Below are 18,322 nucleotides of genomic sequence, written 5' to 3'. Positions count from 1 at the left end.
GTCGAACGATCTGGCTCCTTTTTATTCCTCCGGCTATAGCTAATTTACAATGTAAAGCTTAGCTATAGCTGGCGCGAGCGGCTCATGCGCACTAATCCCCATCAATGCTCATGAATCACTTCTTTACCACTCGGATAAGCTTTGGTACCTAATACATGACCATCAACTTCTTTGCCATAGTAGCCTTGGTGGTTGTGGTAACGCTTAGCATTGCCAGCAACATCACCCTTGTATCTAGGGTCTTGTGGGCGTTCATGACTATTCACAAATGCAGCCACATCCCAAGCATCTTGAATCGAAAGCTGCTGGCTCTTTCCAAGCGGCATGTTTTCATAGATAAAGTAGGCAGCGGTGTTCACGCGGTGCATACCCGCACCCCAGTTATAGGCGTTTTCGCCCCACAGTGGTGGGAAGTATGAACGGCCGTCTGATCCTTTAATACCCTCACCATTTTGACCATGACAGGTTTGGCAGCTGGTTTGGTAAACCTTTTCACCACGCGCTATTGATGGCTCTTGTTCAGGGTTATCAATCTTAGGGTAACCACGGCCGGCCAGTTTACTGCGGTCATCGATTGGGTATTTGCTTAACAGCTCTTCAGGAAGAGGGAAGCTTTCAGCTTTACCACCTACTTGTAAGTCAGCATCGCTGATCTCAGGAACAGGCGTGTCTTGCATGCCGTTCTTATCTAAGATTCCGCCCATCGCCAGCCAGTATGAATACGCCGTCAGTGCGACCATCTCTTTTGACCCCTCAGCCGGTGGCAGACCATTCATTGAGTAGGTGAAGCAACCTTGGATACGCTCTGCGTAGCTGTTTACCTTGTCGTTTTTAGAACGATACGCAGGGTAGGCCATGTACGCACCCCAAAGAGGGGCAGCGTTAGGCTTCATGCCCGCTTGCATGTGGCAATTTACACAGTTTTGCTCGTTGCCGACGAACGTACCACGCATCTGTTGTGAATCGACAAACAGGGAATAGCCCAGTTTTACTTTGTCGCCAAATTCCCCATCAGGAATATCAACCAAGTCGCGTGGCACCAGATATTTATTATCTTGTGGTTTTTCAACGGCGGGTAGTTCGGTTTGGCGATCGGGCAACTCAGCTTCGGCATAAGCGATTCCAGAGGCAAGGGTTGCGGTAATTAGAAGTAATGTTTTCATGCGAGCCCTTTAGTATCGGAAAGATGCGAAGTAGTAAGAGAGATTTTTGATCTCATCGTCGGTCAACTTGCCGGCGATATTACCCATCATGTTTAAATCATCACCCTTACGAGTGCCGTTTTTCCAAGCGTTGAGCTGAGTCTGAATGTAGTCGGCGTGCTGACTCGCTAGGCGAGGGAATTTGTCGACACCCATACCACTTGGCCCATGACAGGTTGCACAAGCTGGAATGTTTCGATCCCAATCACCTTGAAATACAAGTTTACGATAGGGGTTATCGATATCAGCCTGTGAGCCGCGCTGCTCTAAATCGGTAAATTCGTATGAAGGCAGTGAAGCGAAGTATTCAGCAACTTCCCGACGAATCGCAGGATCAGACACACCATCCGCCATCCCTTTCATAATCGCGCTTTGACGCTCACCACTTGAGAACAGAACCAGTTGATGCTCTAGATAGTCAGCATTGAGCCCTGCAAGCATAGGGGCGATGTTGGGCATACCTTTCCCGTCGGCTTGGTGGCAGCCACTGCAGGTTTCTGCGGCTTCTGGCATTGGATTAGGTGCTGCTTGTGCAAAACCGGATAAAGAAAGGCTTCCCAGAGCAGCGATGCAAAGCGTTAGAGTTTGAGTTTTTATGTTCAGCTTAATCATGAGGCGTCGCTATTGGTTGTAATGCACGCATTTTCGATATAATTGGTTGTTCGCGCTATTGTGGATTTCCACATTAATTCACTTGGAACTTGAGGTAAGTCTCACATTAATAACCTCAGTCACCATGATGGTATTGATGTGGATTTCAATAGGCGAATCCAACTGCCGTTAACTAAGTGCAAGGGAACTGCCATGTTCGCCTCGGTGTAACTGCTTGTTAAGGCTCTTTATGGCACCGATTGTATAAACATAGACGCTTGATGGGGCTAGGTGAGAAACTTGCAGGGAAGTGATGTGAAGAATTGATGCTTTGGCGTTGAATAGGTTAGAAAAAGAAGAGCAACCTCGAATGACGAAGTTGCTCTACTGTGCTCAGTCTTGATTTGACTGAAATAGGGGAGGTTTGAACGTCTAGACTTTGTGGATTTTAGCCGGAAGCGCTTGTCTTGCTGCTGCGCCTACAACCCAATCCAACATCACGCCTTTGCCTTCTCTGGTCGGGTCGATCAAGCCTATATCATTGATGTTAACGCCATCGTTCGACTTCATCTTCACAGGTTGTTGTGTGTCATCGATCCAGTGGGCACGCTCACCGAGTTCTTTATGACCAAAGCCGTGTTCAAAGCCTAATGTTCCCGGTTTGATGCCATCAATCACCATCGCCAACGCATGTGTGGTTGAGCTCGGTGTTTCAATAGCAAACACGTCACCGGTTTTGATACCCGCAGAAGAGGCGTCTTGCGGGTGGATGTAAACTGGATTTACTCCCTTAATGGATTCTAATCGTGGTGACAAGTTAGAGACCGCACTGTGAATATTGGACTTAAAGTTGGTTAGCGTAAATGGCCATTCTTTTGCTGGGAACTGCTCTGCCAAAGGTGTGCCGTCTGCAAGTTTTTGTGGATACCATGTCGGGCAACCCATGTACTGCTCACCACTGATGGTGTTGCGAGAAGTACCGAGCTTTTCATTCCAAATAGCCAGTGGTTTGGTCCATTTGTACTTCATGGTTTCATTGGTGTAGGCATTGGTGGCATCTTCAAAACGGCCGCCACGAGCAAAGATATACGCTACTTTGAGCATCTCTTCAGGCTTGAGCGTTTTGTTCATCACAGGCACTAGGCGTTCTAGACCAGACCAAACAATATCTTCCGCATCGACATTCGGCACGCCACCTTTTACGAACGCTAAGTTAGCAGCCGAGCGCAGGTAGAAGTCTTCAGCGCTATGAATACCGTGCCAGTTACCTTGATTGTCTTTGATTACGTTGTCGCCGAAGCCACCTAGGCCAAGCGTTTTCGCTAGATCAATAAAGAAGTTCTCTAGGTTGATGGCACGTCCGTCTTGAGTGCGTGAGGTTTTAGGTTCGACAATCGGCCAACGAGCGGTGATCGCTTTAGTCGCGACGCCATGCCAAGGTGTTGCCATGCCCCAGCTTTCGTAGGTCACTGTGTCTGGCACGAGGTAATCCGATAATGCTGTGGTCTCATTGATGAAGGCATCGATAGACACGATCAAACCAAGCTGTTTTGGATCCTTAAGCTTTTCACCCAGCAAGTTGTCTAAACCCGGAACACCATAAAGTGGGTTCGCCATGTGGTTGATCCATGCCTTTGCTCGGTAAGGGTAGCCATCAATCGCAGCTGATAAGTGCTCAGTTAAAAGCGGTGCTGAGATTGGGTACCACGGCGCGCGTGTCGGGTAAGGTGACTCGCCTGCGGCAACGCGACGTTTGTATTCGCTGGTTTTTTGGTACGGGAACTTGCTGCGGGACAAGAATACACCTTGAGGCTTAGTCTTATCTTTAAACTTAGTAAAGTCGTAACGAGGACCTGCAACCGAAGTCGGGTAGCCACCCGCTTTCGCCATCGCACCGCCTTTCGCGTTGATGTTACCGATCAGCGCGTTCAGCATCAGAATAGAGAACGAGTTGTAGAAGCCGTTGGTGTGCATGTTGCCACCGTGAGTATCCACGACTGCTTTTGTACCGTAGCTGGTAAAGCGTTTCGCTAGCGCAATAATCTGGTCTTGTGGGATTTCACACTGCTCGCTGTAGTAAGCAAGGTCATATTTGAAGGCTTCTTCTTTCAATCTTTGTAGAGAAGATTTAACGCGAACAGTCTGACCATCGATTTCTACATCTTGATCGACGAACAGAGCCGCTTCATTCACCTGAATATGTGATGATGGCAGTGACGTTGTCACATCTAGTGCAATAAATCCGTCATCGTCAGACATCGGTTCGCCAGCTTCGAGCAACCCCATATCCGATGCACGAAGCATACGCCCATTTTGTGGGTGCGATTCGTCACTGATCACGAGGTGAGATGCGTTACACCAGTGTGTGGTGCCTGCTTTCTTCATCGCTTGCGCACTTGGGCGAGACAAGAAGTTGTGATTGTAGCGCTGGTTTTCGATGATCCACTGGATCATACCCAGAACTAATGCTGAGTCAGTGCCCGGTTTGATCGGCAGCCAGTTGTTGCGATCGCCCGCTGCAAGGCTTGACGATCCTGCTGGAAGGCTTGGAGTGACAATGGTGTAGCTGAGTTTTCCGTTGGTACGAGCCTCAGCCAGCTGTCTTGCTTGACGCTTAAATGGGTTACCCGCTTGAGCCGGAGACATACCGATGAAAAGAATGAACTCTGCGTTGTTGAAGTCGGGCTTTAAGTGCGAGAACTTGTCTAGATCGTTCATGATCGCGCCTGAACCTGCACGGAATGCGTAACCACAGTAAGAGCCGTGGTGACCAAAGTTGCGTGTGCCGTAGCTGTTAAATGCAAAGCGCTTCAAGATGTCGTCACGGCCTTCATTTCCGGCATTAGTCACCAATAACTGGTTCGCTTTTGGTCCGTATTCAGGGTTGTTCGGATCGAGTGGGGTTTCGATATCACGAATCGAACGTAAGCCTTCTACTTCGCCTTCACCGAACAAGTCACCACCTTCGGTGATCTCAGAGATAAGTTGTTCGTAGCTGATCGGTTCCCACTTGCCTTCACCACGCTTACCGACACGTTTGAGCGGTTGAGTGATTCGGTAAGGGCTGTTTTGAATCTCTAACATACCATTACCACGGGCGCAGGCAGTCGAGCGGTTATTGATACCAGATTCACCAGACAAGCCAATGTAGGCGTCTTTTACTGGTGTTTTGAAAGGGATTTGCTGATCACTTGATAGCGGGTGGTACGGGTTGCCTGAGATACGTAAGATCTCGTCATTGCGGTTATCGATACGTACACGCAAGCCACACAATGTCCAGCAACCAAAACACATTGATGGTGCCACGCGTTGGTTTGGATTTGGCGAGATCTTACCCTGCTCGTCGACACTGTATTCCGTCTCTAACGAATTACCGTGGTGGATGTGGTTGGTTTTCTTACCCGCGGTGCCATCGATAGCACCGTGAACCATGTGCTTTGTGGTTGTCGCATAACCTGCAGAAAAAGCTCCAACACCACCGGCAGCAAGGCCTGTTTTCAAAAATTGACGACGTTTGTTATCCATGATGATTCCTCAGACTACAAGCTATGTGAGCGGTTAAGTGGTGACGATGATGTATTGTGGTTTGGCTTCAATATTGTCTTAGGTGTAGATCGAGTTGACACGATCTCAGAGGCGAACAACGCAAGTGCTAGCCACAGGCCACACATACCAACAATGCCAAGTAAACCTGAGCTACCCATTGGCAATTCATAAGGGAATGCGCCCACATCAAAGCGTGGAATGGTTTGAACTTCCATCATGGTGACCCAACGTACTGCCCATGCTGAAACGATGGTCGCAAGCGCTACACAGATAATTCCTAGTTTGCTTTGCGATAGACGCTGCAGCGGAAGAACCAAGATCATGCAAAGTAAAATACTAGTAGTCATGATGCCTAGGTTGATACCCCAAGCGTCGTTCTCATACAGGTTGAAATGACCATGGTTAGATGCCCAAATCGACGTAAGAATGATGGCAAGGCCACCCGTTAAGGTAATGGTTCTTTGTACTAGAGCGAGATCTGTTGGTTTTAAGCTTGGCTTGCTTGAAGGCAGTAGAGCCCAAATTAATAGGGTTAAACCGGTTGCAGCAAAGAATGCCGTTGTGAACCAAAGCAACGGAGAAGCCGGTTGATGCCAAAGCGGTCGGCTCGCCAAAATCGCAATCTCTGCACCTGTATAAAGCGCGATGCTTAGACCTGATAATGCAGTTGCAGCGGCTAACGCAATCATCACTTTTGTCGATACCTGCCATTGCCCCAGTGTTAACCAAGACAAGCGTTTTAAAAGCGGATTTTCACTCTCTTTGAGCTGTGCGATGTCATCACGCAGGTAAACCCAAGCAGTCGTAACAGCCAGACCAGAAAACAAAGGTAGAAACAGAGAGCCCAATGACATCCATGACCAAGGTGTGATGTGAGCATAGAAATGCCACGCACGTCCGGGTTGATGCAAGTCACCAGTAAGCGCTAATGGCCCAACAATCGCGCCGATTGCCATCACAAGCACAAGGGCTGCACGAAATTGATGACTGGTTGAATTTTTAAATATCAGGGCAATCAAAAACAGAATCGCCGCCGCGTAAGCCGAACCTATGTAGAAGAAATACTGAACTGCCCACGGTAGCCAAGCGATATCTTGAGCGGGAACTAACACTTCAGTGATATTCATGCTGTCTCTCCTTGTTTGCCTTGTGTCGCGATTGCCAATGCTTGTTCGCTAGAGGATGAGTTATCAATGGCGGCTGGATCATAAATCGCAGGCTGACCTTCGATATGACTAACGAAACGTTCGTTCATGCCGATATAGAAAACATGTGGGTTGGTATTTTGCTCTGGCTTGAGCACCTTGATGTCGTTTTGGTTTTCATTAAGCAGGCGGTTGATCTCGCTGTTTGGATCTTTGAGGTCACCAATAACGCGCGCACCACCAACACAGGTTTCGACACAAGCGGGCAGCAAGCCATCTTCAAGGCGGTGTGCACAGAAGGTACATTTGTCTGCAGTAAGGGTGTCGTTATTGATGAAACGAGCGTCGTAAGGGCAGGCTTGAACACAGTAAGCACAAGCTACGCAGCGTTCGTTGTCGACCATTACAATGCCATCTTCACGTTGGAAGGTCGCTTGAACAGGACAAACCTTGATGCACGGAGCATCGTCGCAGTGGTTACACAGACGAGGCAACATGAATGACTTCACGTCTTGTTGAGCCGTCGAACCATCATCAAGGGAGACTTCATACTGTTTTACGGTGGTTCTGAACTGGCCAATTGGCGCTTGGTTTTCAACGCTACAGCCAACGGTGCACGCCTGACAGCCAACGCATTTACGTAAATCAACCGCCATGGCGTAGCGTTTACCTACTTCGCCTTTGCGGTCAGGTTGGTTGTTATTGCGAATGGCTGTGCTTGCGACTGCGGTGTTGATTCCGGTGATGGGAATGAGCGCAGCACCAGCGGAAACCTTGCCGAATTGGCTGAGAAACCGTCTTTTCAATGAGTCCATGTTGGTACCTATAAATGACTATTCTATCTGTTGGGCTCATTGTCAGATTTTGGGCGTACGCGGGGTATTGTGGATTTCCACATACCCAGATCAAAGTTGATCTAGAACAAATGTGGTTTTACCAATCTAGCTGTTATGCTTTGTTTAAAAGCTCTATTTAACGTGTCTTCGATGCGTTAGTTGAGTGTGAACATGCCGTCAGTGTGGAGAAAGAGATTTTAGTGACAATCCGAAACCTAATATCAATCGTTAGCCTTTGTTGGTTGAGCCTAACTGCAGGAATGTGTTTAGCCGCTCAAACGGAGCAAGAGATTACAGCGACAAGCACTGTTGAGTCGGAGCAGGTTATTGAGGTCGGTGTGCTGGCTATCCGAGGCAAGCTTTCCGCGCAGCAGCGCTGGCAGCCGACGATGGATTGGTTGTCGGAGCGCATTCCCGGCAAACACTTTGTTCTCAAGCCTTTCAACTTGGAAGAGATGGCTGATGCGGTAAAAGGTGTTGAGGTCGACTTTGTCATCACCAACCCGGGTCAGGCGGTTCGATTAGGGCGTCAATATGACCTCTCTTGGATGGCGACTATGACCAGCCATAACTTCGAAGATCGAAGCATCAGCAATACCCGAAGTATTGGCTCTGCCTTGGTGGTGAGAAGAATGTCACCTTATATCTCTCTAGAACAATTGAGCGGTAAGCCGATTGCGGCAGTATCTGAAAATGCATTCGGTGGCTATCTAACAATGCGTTATCAAGTGATGCAGCAAGGGCTTAATCCCAACCACTTTTTCTCTAACACCCAATTTTTAGGTTTCCCGATCGACGCCAGCTTGTATCAACTGCGTGAAGGGCACATTGAAGCGGCTGTCGTACCAAGCTGTTTAGTTGAGAACATGATCAGTGAAGGTTTGCTGGTGGCGGGGCAATATCGAATTATCGAGAATCAAGCGCCAGAAGGGTTCCGATGCCAAGTGTCTACGCCGTTGTACCCCAACTGGTCGTTCGCCAAGACAGAGCGGGCTTCTTCGGCACTGGCTAAACAGATGAGTCAGGTGTTATTTGCGATGCCTAAGAGTAGTGCACCGGCCATTGCAGCGAATGCATCGGGGTGGACGTCACCGACAAGTTTGCTCTCGATAGACAAGCTTTATCAACAACTCGACATGCACCCACTGCAACAACCTTGGTGGAAAGAGGCGTTAATCTGGCTCAAGTACAATCAGCAGTGGGCATGGGCGTTCTTTATTCTGGTGGTGCTATTGAATGCTTACCACTTTTGGTTGGAATACAAATTCAGCCGCAGCAAAAAACAGTTAGAAGCCACGTTGCACAAGCTGAAAAGCAAGAGTGAACAGCTAGAACATTCACAGCGCATAGCTGTGGTTGGTGAACTTGGAAGCAGCTTAGCACACGAGATCAATCAGCCTTTGGCGGCGATTCGTAACTATAGCGAAGGTGGTTTACTGCGGATTTCGAAGAACAAACCGCTGACAGATATAGAGCCTGTATTTGAGAAGATTCAGTCGCAAGTGGATCGTGCTGACGCCATCATCCAGCGCTTGAGAAACATGATCAAAAAACGCTCATCAGAGAAGTCTCAGACCGATATCGAGCAGCTGCTTACAGACACCATTGAGTTACTGCAATTCCGATTACACAAGCACAAGATAACCATTGAACGCTATGCCGTAGGTAAGCCTATCAAACTAAATGTTGACTCTGTGGGTTTGCAACAGGTGATTGTAAACCTGATCAACAATGCAACGGACGCGTGTAATGCACAACAGCATCGCGAACAAAGCGCTGCGTCTGATATTGATAACAAAAATAGTGAGCCGGCGACAATTAAAGTGATTACCGAGTATCAACCGGATAAAATGATGTTGTCGATTATCGATAACGGAACGGGCTTAGATTTCACTGAACAAGAAGTGACTCAAGCCTTTGTGAGTAACAAAGAAAATGGCTTGGGGCTTGGGCTCGCGATTTGCCAAGATGTTATTGAAGATCACAGTGGTCAAATGACGATCACGTCACTCACCCCACATGGATGCCATGTTGCGGTGACACTGCCTTTCTCTCTTTCAAATGATTCATAAGGAATCTTGTTATGTCTGAACTTCATCAAAGGCTTCCTGTCTATGTGGTTGATGACGATGAGTCGATGCGCGACTCGTTGGTGTTCCTATTAGAAGAGCATGATTTCACTGTGTCAGCTTTTGAAGATGGCCCGAGTTTTTTGGACTCAGTGGATTTGAGTGCGCCGGGTTGTGTGGTTTTAGACAGCCGAATGCCAGAGATGAGAGGGCAGCAAGTTCATGAGTTGATGGTGAAAGCGCAGAGCCCACTGTCGGTGATTTATCTGACGGGTCACGGTGATGTGCCAATGGCGGTTGAAGCCTTACAAGCCGGCGCGGTGAATTTCTTTCAAAAGCCTGTTAAAGGTAATGAGTTAGCTGAGGCGATCAAACAAGGTTTGGACGCTTCTGAAAAGCACTTACACATGAACGTGTATCGCCAAGCGTACGCGTCGTTAACCGAGCGTGAGATAGACATCCTCAAACAAATTATCGACGGTAAGCGTAACCAGAAAATAGCCGATGAATTGTGCATTGCAATGAGAACTGTGGAAGTACACCGAGCGAGTTTGATGAAGAAGTTTTCTGCGAAAACGGTCGCTGAGTTGGCATACATTTATGGGCAGCTTACCTAACCATAAATGTAAGAGATAGAGAGTGGAAAATCATTCCCTTTACTAGGGCGTGTTGATCTTTCGAGCTGGTTTTTGCAGCGAGTTGCTGGGTATTTATACAAGGCAGAGGCTTTGATGTGTAGCTAGACTACATGAGAAGCCGATAACGTAGTAGAAATGACTAGCAAACGCTGCCCGAAGGGTTCGGCTAAAAGCGTTTTACTCTTTGTTGAGGGAGATTTGCTTAGAGTGACTAGGCTACTTCCCCCTCGCCGCGATTAAAACGCTTTTATCTCGAACAAAATTTAACCACGAAAGGTCAACACGCCCTAGTGATTTCCTAATGAAAGGTGGTCTTCATAAGTAAACGATATTGAAGCAAGATCACATCATTTATGGAGTGCGTACGGATAGGTCTAAGTAGACTTTTTATCGTTATGTATTCCTGAGATACTGAACTGAGTTCATTTTAGGGCGGAACGTTTTAATAACGGCGCTTTTCCCTGTAATTCGAAACATTCACTATAGGTTGATAACTCCTCGACACCGAGGCTGATATCAGCCGAGTTAGGTTAAAATATTTTATGAGTACAATGGGAATCGCAATTGGTGCGACGGCTCTTTCGTTAATACTTGTCGCCGTGTGGTTGATCTCTTTATCGCTAAGAAAGCAGCGCTTGGAACAAGAACGCAAGGCTCGTGCTGTCGCTTACCGAAAAGCGATTGAAAAAGCGCGCATACAAGAGCAAAAAGAGCGTCACTTCAAAGCCGAAACCGGTCATGTACCGTCGATTCTGTATTTGGCAAAAGAAGCGGAACGTAACAATATTAAGGAAGCTCTGTATTGGTACGACAAAGCGGCGCAACTCGATAATGTCAATGGCATGTACGGCATTGTACGCCTAAGCATGAAGCGCAAAGAAGACCTCATCTTAAGAGAGAAAGCCAACTTTTGGCAGCTAGCAATCTCTGCTTTAGACAATGACGTATCGGCGAAATTCGAGATGGGCAAAGCGCTCGTCTTTGGTCGCGGAACCGATAAGAACATCCCTAAGGGCTATACCTATATTGAAGAGTCAGCGGCTGGTGGTAATACCGAAGCGATGCTGTTTATCGGTGACTGGTGTCTCGATAAAGAAAACCCAGACTACTCAGCTGAGAGTTCTGTCGAGTGGTACCAAAAGGCCGCTGAAAAAAACAACCTAGACGGCAAGATCAAACTCGGTATGAGTTACTTGAACGGTGTGGGTGTTGAGCCTAACCATGGTGAGGCTGTTTACTGGTTTGAGACGGCTGCGGAAAAGAACAGTGCAGAAGCGATGTTTAGAGCAGGCGAAGCTTGGATCGACCATGGTGAACACGGCAACGCTATCGCTTATATCTGGTTATTCCTATCAGCTCATTTTGGTTACTCAGAAGCCAAACATTTGAGAGATAAAGTAGGTGGAGAGCTTGGTGTGGATGCAGTCGTGGGCTTACAAGCTCTGACTAAGCCGATAATGACTAAGCTGACCCAAGAAGCAATCACGAAGCACTCAATCATTAAAGCGCTCAACAAGCTCTACAAGCGTAATATACCGATTCCGAAGAAAGTGAAAGAAGCGTCTGATGAAGAAGGTGAGGCGCTAAATGTAGATGCGAGCCATTTAGATACTCAATCGGCGAGTGCTCAAGATACGAATGTTGATTACAGCCAGCAACCTAACAGCGAACAAGCATCAACAGAGGGACAAGCGACCCCAAATAGTAACCCTCTAGATTTCAGTCAGTCCGCTGTTGAGTCTAACTGGAACAGAAACCAGTAAGTTGCACCCATTGGTTGTGTACGGTTGATAGGTCGTTTAGCTCTAATCGAGAAACTCAAGACAACAAAAAGGGAAGCTGACGCTTCCCTTTTTATTTATGTGCTATTTGCTTTTAGAGCTTAGAGCTTAGAGCTTAGAGCTTAGAGCGAAAGCCGAATACCTAAGAGCTTATTAAGCTTTGTTTTGCTCAGCTTTACATACAGCCGCAGTGAACACGACGTCTGTTGAACTGTTAAGCGCTGTTTCAGCTGAATCTTGAATCACACCGATAATGAAACCAACCGCTACAACCTGCATCGCTACATCGTTAGAAATACCGAATAGACCACACGCTAGTGGGATAAGCAGTAGTGAACCGCCAGCAACACCCGATGCGCCACATGCTGAAATTGCAGCAACAAGGCTTAATAGAATCGCAGTGAAGATATCAATCTCAATACCCATTGTGTGGACAGCAGCAAGTGTTAACACAGTGATAGTGATTGCAGCACCCGCCATGTTGATCGTTGCACCTAGTGGGATAGATACAGAGTAAGTATCTTCGTCTAGGTTTAGCTTCTTACAAAGGTTCATGTTCACAGGGATGTTTGCAGCACTTGAACGAGTGAAGAATGCCGTTACACCAGATTCACGAATACATTGCAGTACAAGTGGGTATGGGTTCTGTTTTGTTTTTGCAAATACAAGCAGTGGGTTAACCACAAGTGCAATGATCAGCATTGAGCTTAGTAGAACCGCTAGCAGTTGACCGTAGCTTGCTAGTGCATCGAAGCCCGTTGTTGCGAATGTTGTCGAAACAAGACCGAAGATACCAAATGGCGCAAGACGGATAATGAAGCGAACAATGTGTGAAACACTGTGGCTAAGGTCTTCGAAAACCGCTTTGGTTGTTGCAGATGCGTGGTGCAGTGCAAGACCAAGACCGATTGCCCAAGCAAGAATACCGATGTAGTTCGCGTTCATTAGCGCACTAACTGGGTTATCTACAAGCTTGAATAGAAGGGTATGAAGAACTTCCGCGATACCTTGAGGAGGGTTAGCACCTTCAGCGCCAGCAACCAGTGTCAAAGTGGTTGGGAACATGAAGCTCAGTACTACAGCAGTCAGTGCAGCAGAGAACGTACCAATCAGGTAAAGCACAATGATTGGACGCATATGAGTATGCTGACCTTTCTTTTGGTTTGCGATAGAAGCTGCAACAAGAATGAATACTAAAATTGGGGCAACAGCTTTCAGAGCACCAACAAACAGACTACCTAGTAGGCCTGCATCTTGAGCTGCTGAAGGAGAAACCATGGCGAGAACGACACCGAAAACAATACCAGCAAGGATCTGTAGAACGAGATTTCCACGAGCGATGCGGGCGAGCATGTTGTGATTTTGCATAAAATACCTGCAATTGTTAATTTATTATAGTGATGTATCTTTTTATAAAGTTGTACCAAATCCGACTATACACTAGTGGAATGGGCGGTCATATTAGCGGGATCTAAGAGGGTGTCTAGGAATAGTTTACTTTTAGGGTGATTGTTTGCGCTACGTGGTGTTTTTAGAGCTAAATGTTAATCAAATGTGTTTTGATTGAGCTATAAATCTGCAGAATGACATTTAATAGACTCAATATACTGTAAATTTGAAAATGTAAACGGCTATTGGTAAGAACATTGTGTGCATAAATAGTCACACTAAGACCAAATTGAAACAAAAAGCCCCACGTGTTTAACACTATGGGGCTAAGCTTGTCTCAAATATAGCTTATAGTCGTTAACTTAAAGGTTTAGTCAGAAGCTTTTTTAAGATTTCGACTTTCTGATTGAACGGTTTTGTACATCTTCGAAAGCTGCTTACTGTTAGCACGTTGCTCTGCCAATGAGGCACCATTTCTGGCTTGCTCTCGCAATAGCTTTTGATAGTTATTAAATCGTCTTTCAGACAACTCTCCACTCTCAATGGCTTTGCGTATTTTGCATCCAGGTTCTGATTCATGATGGCAATCAGAGAAACGACAGTGCATAGCTAACTCTTCGACATCAGAAAAGGTTTCGCTTACCCCTTCGGCGCAGTCTGCAAGTTGCAACTCTCGCATTCCTGGCGTATCAAGCAATAAGCCGCCCGATGTCAGTAAATGCAGTGAGCGCGACGTGGTTGTATGTCGGCCTTTGCTGTCGTCTTCACGAATGCCACCCGTGGCTTGCTGAGCCTCCCCAAGCAGCGAGTTGACCAGTGTAGATTTCCCAACACCAGACGACCCCATTAAAGCCACCGTTTTGCCCGTTTTACACCAAGGTGACAATACTTGAGTCGAGTCTTGGTCTAGGCTATTAACGGCTTCGATCATCAGCATTGGATCTAGGCTTTGCACTTGTTGTACTTTGTCTTGGTAGTCGTCACACAAGTCTTTCTTGGTCAGTACGATAATGGCTTCAACTTGCGCTTCATTAGCGAGAGCGAGATAACGCTCGATGCGGCTTAGATTAAAGTCGTTATTTAACGAAACCACGATAAAAACCGTGTCGATATTGGCTGAAATATATTGTTCAGCTACGCGACTGCCTGCTGCTTTACGGCGGAAGAGCGATTGACGGTCTAGTAAACGGTCGAATTGCAGATCAGAGTTCAAAATCACCCAGTCGCCAACGGTCATTGCCGGTTGGTTTTGGTGGATGGGTAGAACAATTTCACCTTGCTCTGACGCTAAGGTATAGCCACTACGATGATGTGCGACGATACGAGCAATGACGGAATGGTCATAGTCTTCGAGTGTCAGTTGTTGTTGGAATACAGGTTGCCATCCAAGTTGTTGAAGTGACATTGGATGAGAAAATGCGTTTTGTGAATTCATGTCTATTTACCCAGACGTGCGAGCTTTCTTTTCTTATGAGAGCATTAACCTCTTGTTAAGACCCCAGATTGTTGATGAGATCGAAAAGCGTTAGTCAGATCAAAAAGCGTCGAGACGTCAAAAATGTTTGAGCTTGGGTCGAATTCAAAATAGATAGGACCCCGGATTGAGTCATGCTTTACAGGCATGCAGATATTGATCACTTACGATCAACAGTAAACCGGGTAAAAGTGTGCGGTCGTCAAAGAGTGACGATAAGTTGGTAGATCGGTGTTTAAGTTTGATTAACCAAACAAATTAACGCGTTACTTTTACTGCCAGTTTTAGTGTGTTCATTACAATCATCTTCTATTCTCCTTGGTTTATTAATGTGTCAGGCTTTGAATAAAAAGCGAGCTCAGTTTAACAAAAAGCCACGATGGCGAGAAGTCATCGTGGCTTAAATTATTTTATCAATTGTGAATACGATTAATGATGGTCGTGGTTCATCTTTTTCATGCCACTCATTACTTTCTTCACTGGTGCGTCGAAGGTCTGCGTTTCACCGTTGGCGAAGGTCAGCGTCATCTCAATTTGCTCACCCTCTTTTAGGCTGCTTTTTAGGTCGAACAGCATGATGTGTAGGCTGCCAGGTTTAAGTACCGCTTCACCATTCGCTGGGATTGTGATCTCTTGAACTTGGCGCATCTTCATTACGTCGCCGTCAACGATAACATCATGAAGTTCTACCTTTCCTGCTGCTGGCGTTGTCGCAGAAACAATAGCGCGATCTTTATCGCTGTGGTTCATCAGAGTCGTGAATACCGCGCTGTTCACTGCTGAAGGCGGTGTTGCACGAGCATACGCGTCATGAACCATAATATCGCTATTGGCGTGAGCAAGGGGAGTGAGCAATAAGCCTGCTAGAGCAAGTGCTTTTAACTTCATGTTGTTGTCCTTAATTTTTATGTTTTGGTCTGGGACCTGACTTTTTTGTTCGAACTTTATTGGTTAAGTTCTTTATTGTTACGTTTTACTGCGTCAATTGGTTGATGGCCTCAACAATCGGCGCTGGCGTTAACGTATGCGGCACTTTAGTAATCAAGGTGCCGTCGGGCTTTAAAAAATAGAAATATGAGCTGTGGTCAAGGGTGTATTCCAACTCTGAACCTTCCAGCTCGGTCTTTCTGAAAATAACACCGTAGTTATGTGCAAGCGTGGTTGTCACATCTAACGGACCACTTAGTCCTTCCATCATTGGGTGGAAGTATTGTGCGTATTCGTATGAGGCTTCTGCTGCATCACGCTCAGGGTCAAGAGAGACAAACATCGGGCGAATCTTGGCTTTTGCTTCATCAGAAACCTGGTTAAGTGCTCCGGCTAACATCGCTAGAGAAGTGGGGCACACATCTGGGCAGCGTGTGAAACCGAAGTAAACGATACGAATTCTGTCATCGGTTTGGTCAAAGATTTCGGTTGGCTGGTTATCTTTGCCGAAAAGAGTTGTTGCAGAGAACTCTTGTTTTGCAGCGTGTTGCTCTTGAGCTTCGTTTTGCCCATCAAGATAGCTTTTGACACCAAAGCCAAGTACAAACGCTACCACTAATGCTAACGACCAATTCTTACTCATCTTGCCATCCTTATTGCAGGGTTTACGGTTTCAACACCATCGGTGAGTTCGCCAAGCCAAGTCATTTTATCCATGGTGCACACAGGTAAAATCACGTCACCTTCATAGGTATTGTCGCCAATATTCTTTAATTGAAAACGTGCCGAGCCCATTTCCATCTCTAAGCCAGTGAGTGACAGCATTAATGTGTCAGAGGCTGCGCCTTCCCAAACTACTTTGATTTTACTTGGAACGAGTGGCTGAGCCGTCTCACTATCGAGTGTCATCGCCACCGCTTTTTGCTCACATGATGTGGTTGAAAGCATGCAGTAATCATCCAAGTTGACGTCGGCAGTTGAGTGCTCCATCGCTGATTTAAACTGCTGAATTGCTTGCGGCCCATAAAAGCCTGCCACGAGAGCGATCCCAACAGCAGCAACCTTTAATGCAGAGTGCATGTCGTGTTCTCATCTAATTTTATAAGAGCGGCGATGTTATCATACCCCTCAATACGTGCTTGTATCAAAAAGCAATTTTGTGCGTATGGTAGAACTAAAAAAGCGAAGCCATTGGCTTCGCTTTTGTCTGTTTAATAGATATGTGAGCTTAGTATTTCTAAGTTCTATCCATTCTGAACATGTTCCAGAAATACGTTGAATGATTAGTCAGCGTTACGCTCTGCGAACTTTTCCAGTCCTAAAACCAATGCAATCGCAGCAAACATCATCACAATCGCCATGGCCAACTGAGAAGGCTGAGAGGTTACCGCTTCAAAATCAAACGGTGATAGGTTTTCTTGAATCAGAGGAACTTGTTCACCTTTTGAGTTTGTGCGCCAGCTGATGGTCTCTTTCCAAGGCCAGATCTTAGGCAGCGTACCGATCATCAAACCGGTTAAGAATACCAATGTGAAGTCGCGGAATGAACGCAGTAACCAAGAGAGTACGTGCGAGAAAGTCAGCAGTCCGATCACACAGCCCGCAAGGAATAGCGCAAGTACATCGACTTGAAATGATTTAACGGCGCCAAGCACGGGGCCATACATGCCAATCAGGAGCAGAATAAAGCTGCCCGAGATACCCGGCAAAATCATCGCACAGATAGCAATCGCACCCGCAATCAGAACATTGATGCTGGATGGTTCCATTTGCAGCGGTTTAAGCACGGTAATGCTATAAGCGAAAGCAACGCCAAGAAGCAAAAACACGAAGCGAATCATATCGCGTTTCTCTACTTGCTTAAGAATATGGAAAACCGACACCAAGATCAGGCCGAAGAAGAAAGACCACAGTGGAACAGGGTGGGTGACTAATAACCAAGAAATCAATTTTGCGAATGTCGCAATGCTTGTGAATACGCCCGCGAACAGTGAAATGAGGAAGAAACCATTGATGTGATTAAACGCGGCTTTGAAGCCTTCGCGTTTCCATAAGCCAAGTACGCTAGGGTTAATTCTGCGAATGCTTTCTAGTAGCGTATCGTAGATACCAGTGATGAATGCGATGGTTCCGCCCGACACGCCAGGAACAACGTCTGCTGCGCCCATTGCCATGCCTTTGAAAAAAGTACTTAAGTAGTTCATTGCTTCATAGAGTTGAGGATGATTTTGTGCAGTATACAAACTTTAGTGTAAAAAAAGTATGAATATGCTTTTGGGGAAGGGCTTTTATTACTCTATTAATTGTAAGGCAATAAGTTGAAGTGAATATTTGCCTAACATTTAGATAACAACCACTTAGTAATTTGTCATTAAGAGCAGCGATGAAACTGATCTCTTATCAATATTGCATCTTGGTTGCATTATGCAAATGCACTTTGCAATTCGCATGAAAAATTCATGGTTTTTATGCGATGCAGGGCTTATAAAACGTTGAATAAAAGTTGGCACGCTAACTGCATTAAAAACATTGACCCTTCTTAAGCCGAGGGTCACCTAGCCAACTGACGTTGTTAGTGAACTTATGATTTGTTCACAAATATATAGAGCCAATCGCGATTATTGCGGTTGGCTATTTTTTTGCCTGTCGTTTGGTAAGTTGCTATTTTCCCATGTTCCAAGCAAAAAAAAGCTAGCCACCATTGGCGACTAGCTTAAACTTTTC

General features: G+C 46.3%; 14 protein-coding genes. 3 read left to right on the top strand and 11 right to left on the bottom strand.

Annotated features, from left to right (window positions below; genetic code table 11):
• Nucleotides 1-101: 101 nt before the first annotated feature.
• The 5 genes from MSG38_RS15040 to dsrO form a co-directional block, all read right to left on the bottom strand.
• On the bottom strand, nt 102-1,163 hold the full coding sequence (locus tag MSG38_RS15040) for a c-type cytochrome (RefSeq protein WP_048609837.1): 1,062 nt from the start codon (nt 1,161-1,163) through the stop codon (nt 102-104).
• 9 nt (nt 1,164-1,172) lie between these two features.
• Nucleotides 1,173-1,814, bottom strand: a complete 642-nt coding sequence (locus tag MSG38_RS15035) for a c-type cytochrome (RefSeq protein WP_059017575.1) — start codon at nt 1,812-1,814, stop codon at nt 1,173-1,175.
• 411 nt (nt 1,815-2,225) lie between these two features.
• Entirely contained in the window at nt 2,226-5,318 is a 3,093-nt protein-coding gene (locus MSG38_RS15030; protein WP_059017573.1) for a tetrathionate reductase subunit A, read from the bottom strand.
• Between the two features lie 14 nt (nt 5,319-5,332).
• Nucleotides 5,333-6,466, bottom strand: coding sequence for an NrfD/PsrC family molybdoenzyme membrane anchor subunit (gene nrfD, locus MSG38_RS15025; RefSeq protein WP_059017571.1), 1,134 nt, complete (start codon nt 6,464-6,466; stop codon nt 5,333-5,335).
• Nucleotides 6,463-7,299 carry a sulfate reduction electron transfer complex DsrMKJOP subunit DsrO gene (gene dsrO, locus MSG38_RS15020; RefSeq protein ID WP_059017569.1) on the bottom strand — a complete coding sequence of 279 codons (837 nt, stop codon included), beginning with the start codon at nt 7,297-7,299 and terminating at the stop codon, nt 6,463-6,465. The genes nrfD and dsrO overlap by 4 nt, the downstream gene beginning before the upstream one ends.
• A gap of 221 nt (nt 7,300-7,520) precedes the next feature.
• Between dsrO and MSG38_RS15015 the strand changes: the two genes are divergently transcribed.
• From MSG38_RS15015 to MSG38_RS15005, 3 genes are all read left to right on the top strand, one after another.
• Nucleotides 7,521-9,392: a sensor histidine kinase gene (locus tag MSG38_RS15015; protein WP_248402103.1), complete on the top strand. Its 1,872-nt coding sequence runs from the start codon at nt 7,521-7,523 to the stop codon at nt 9,390-9,392.
• Between the two features lie 11 nt (nt 9,393-9,403).
• On the top strand, nt 9,404-10,006 hold the full coding sequence (locus MSG38_RS15010) for a response regulator (protein WP_048609831.1): 603 nt from the start codon (nt 9,404-9,406) through the stop codon (nt 10,004-10,006).
• Between the two features lie 563 nt (nt 10,007-10,569).
• The gene (locus MSG38_RS15005) at nt 10,570-11,790 is read left to right on the top strand and encodes a tetratricopeptide repeat protein (RefSeq protein ID WP_081322163.1); all 1,221 of its coding nucleotides are present in this window, start codon (nt 10,570-10,572) and stop codon (nt 11,788-11,790) included.
• 171 nt (nt 11,791-11,961) lie between these two features.
• On the opposite strand, the gene sstT is transcribed toward MSG38_RS15005, so the two are convergent.
• The 6 genes from sstT to MSG38_RS14975 all read right to left on the bottom strand — a co-directional run bounded on the left by sstT (nt 11,962) and on the right by MSG38_RS14975 (nt 17,802).
• Nucleotides 11,962-13,176 carry a serine/threonine transporter SstT gene (sstT, locus tag MSG38_RS15000; protein ID WP_048609829.1) on the bottom strand — a complete coding sequence of 405 codons (1,215 nt, stop codon included), beginning with the start codon at nt 13,174-13,176 and terminating at the stop codon, nt 11,962-11,964.
• A gap of 391 nt (nt 13,177-13,567) precedes the next feature.
• Entirely contained in the window at nt 13,568-14,632 is a 1,065-nt protein-coding gene (rsgA, locus tag MSG38_RS14995) for a ribosome small subunit-dependent GTPase A (protein WP_059017563.1), read from the bottom strand.
• Between the two features lie 468 nt (nt 14,633-15,100).
• On the bottom strand, nt 15,101-15,559 hold the full coding sequence (locus tag MSG38_RS14990) for a copper chaperone PCu(A)C (protein WP_048609827.1): 459 nt from the start codon (nt 15,557-15,559) through the stop codon (nt 15,101-15,103).
• Between the two features lie 85 nt (nt 15,560-15,644).
• The gene (locus MSG38_RS14985; protein ID WP_050620424.1) at nt 15,645-16,241 is read right to left on the bottom strand and encodes an SCO family protein; all 597 of its coding nucleotides are present in this window, start codon (nt 16,239-16,241) and stop codon (nt 15,645-15,647) included.
• A complete protein-coding gene (locus MSG38_RS14980; protein WP_059017560.1) occupies nt 16,238-16,678 on the bottom strand; it encodes a hypothetical protein in 441 nt (146 codons plus the stop codon). The genes MSG38_RS14985 and MSG38_RS14980 overlap by 4 nt, the downstream gene beginning before the upstream one ends.
• Nucleotides 16,679-16,881: 203 nt before the next feature.
• Nucleotides 16,882-17,802, bottom strand: coding sequence for a DUF368 domain-containing protein (locus MSG38_RS14975; protein WP_248402102.1), 921 nt, complete (start codon nt 17,800-17,802; stop codon nt 16,882-16,884).
• Between the last annotated feature and the right edge of the window lie 520 nt (nt 17,803-18,322).

It is taken from the genome of Vibrio sp. 1CM24A, from assembly GCF_023161725.1.
Classification (GTDB): Bacteria; Pseudomonadota; Gammaproteobacteria; order Enterobacterales; family Vibrionaceae; genus Vibrio; species Vibrio coralliirubri.
Note: the sequence above shows the minus strand (reverse complement) of the source record. Positions and strands in the feature narration are given on the sequence as shown.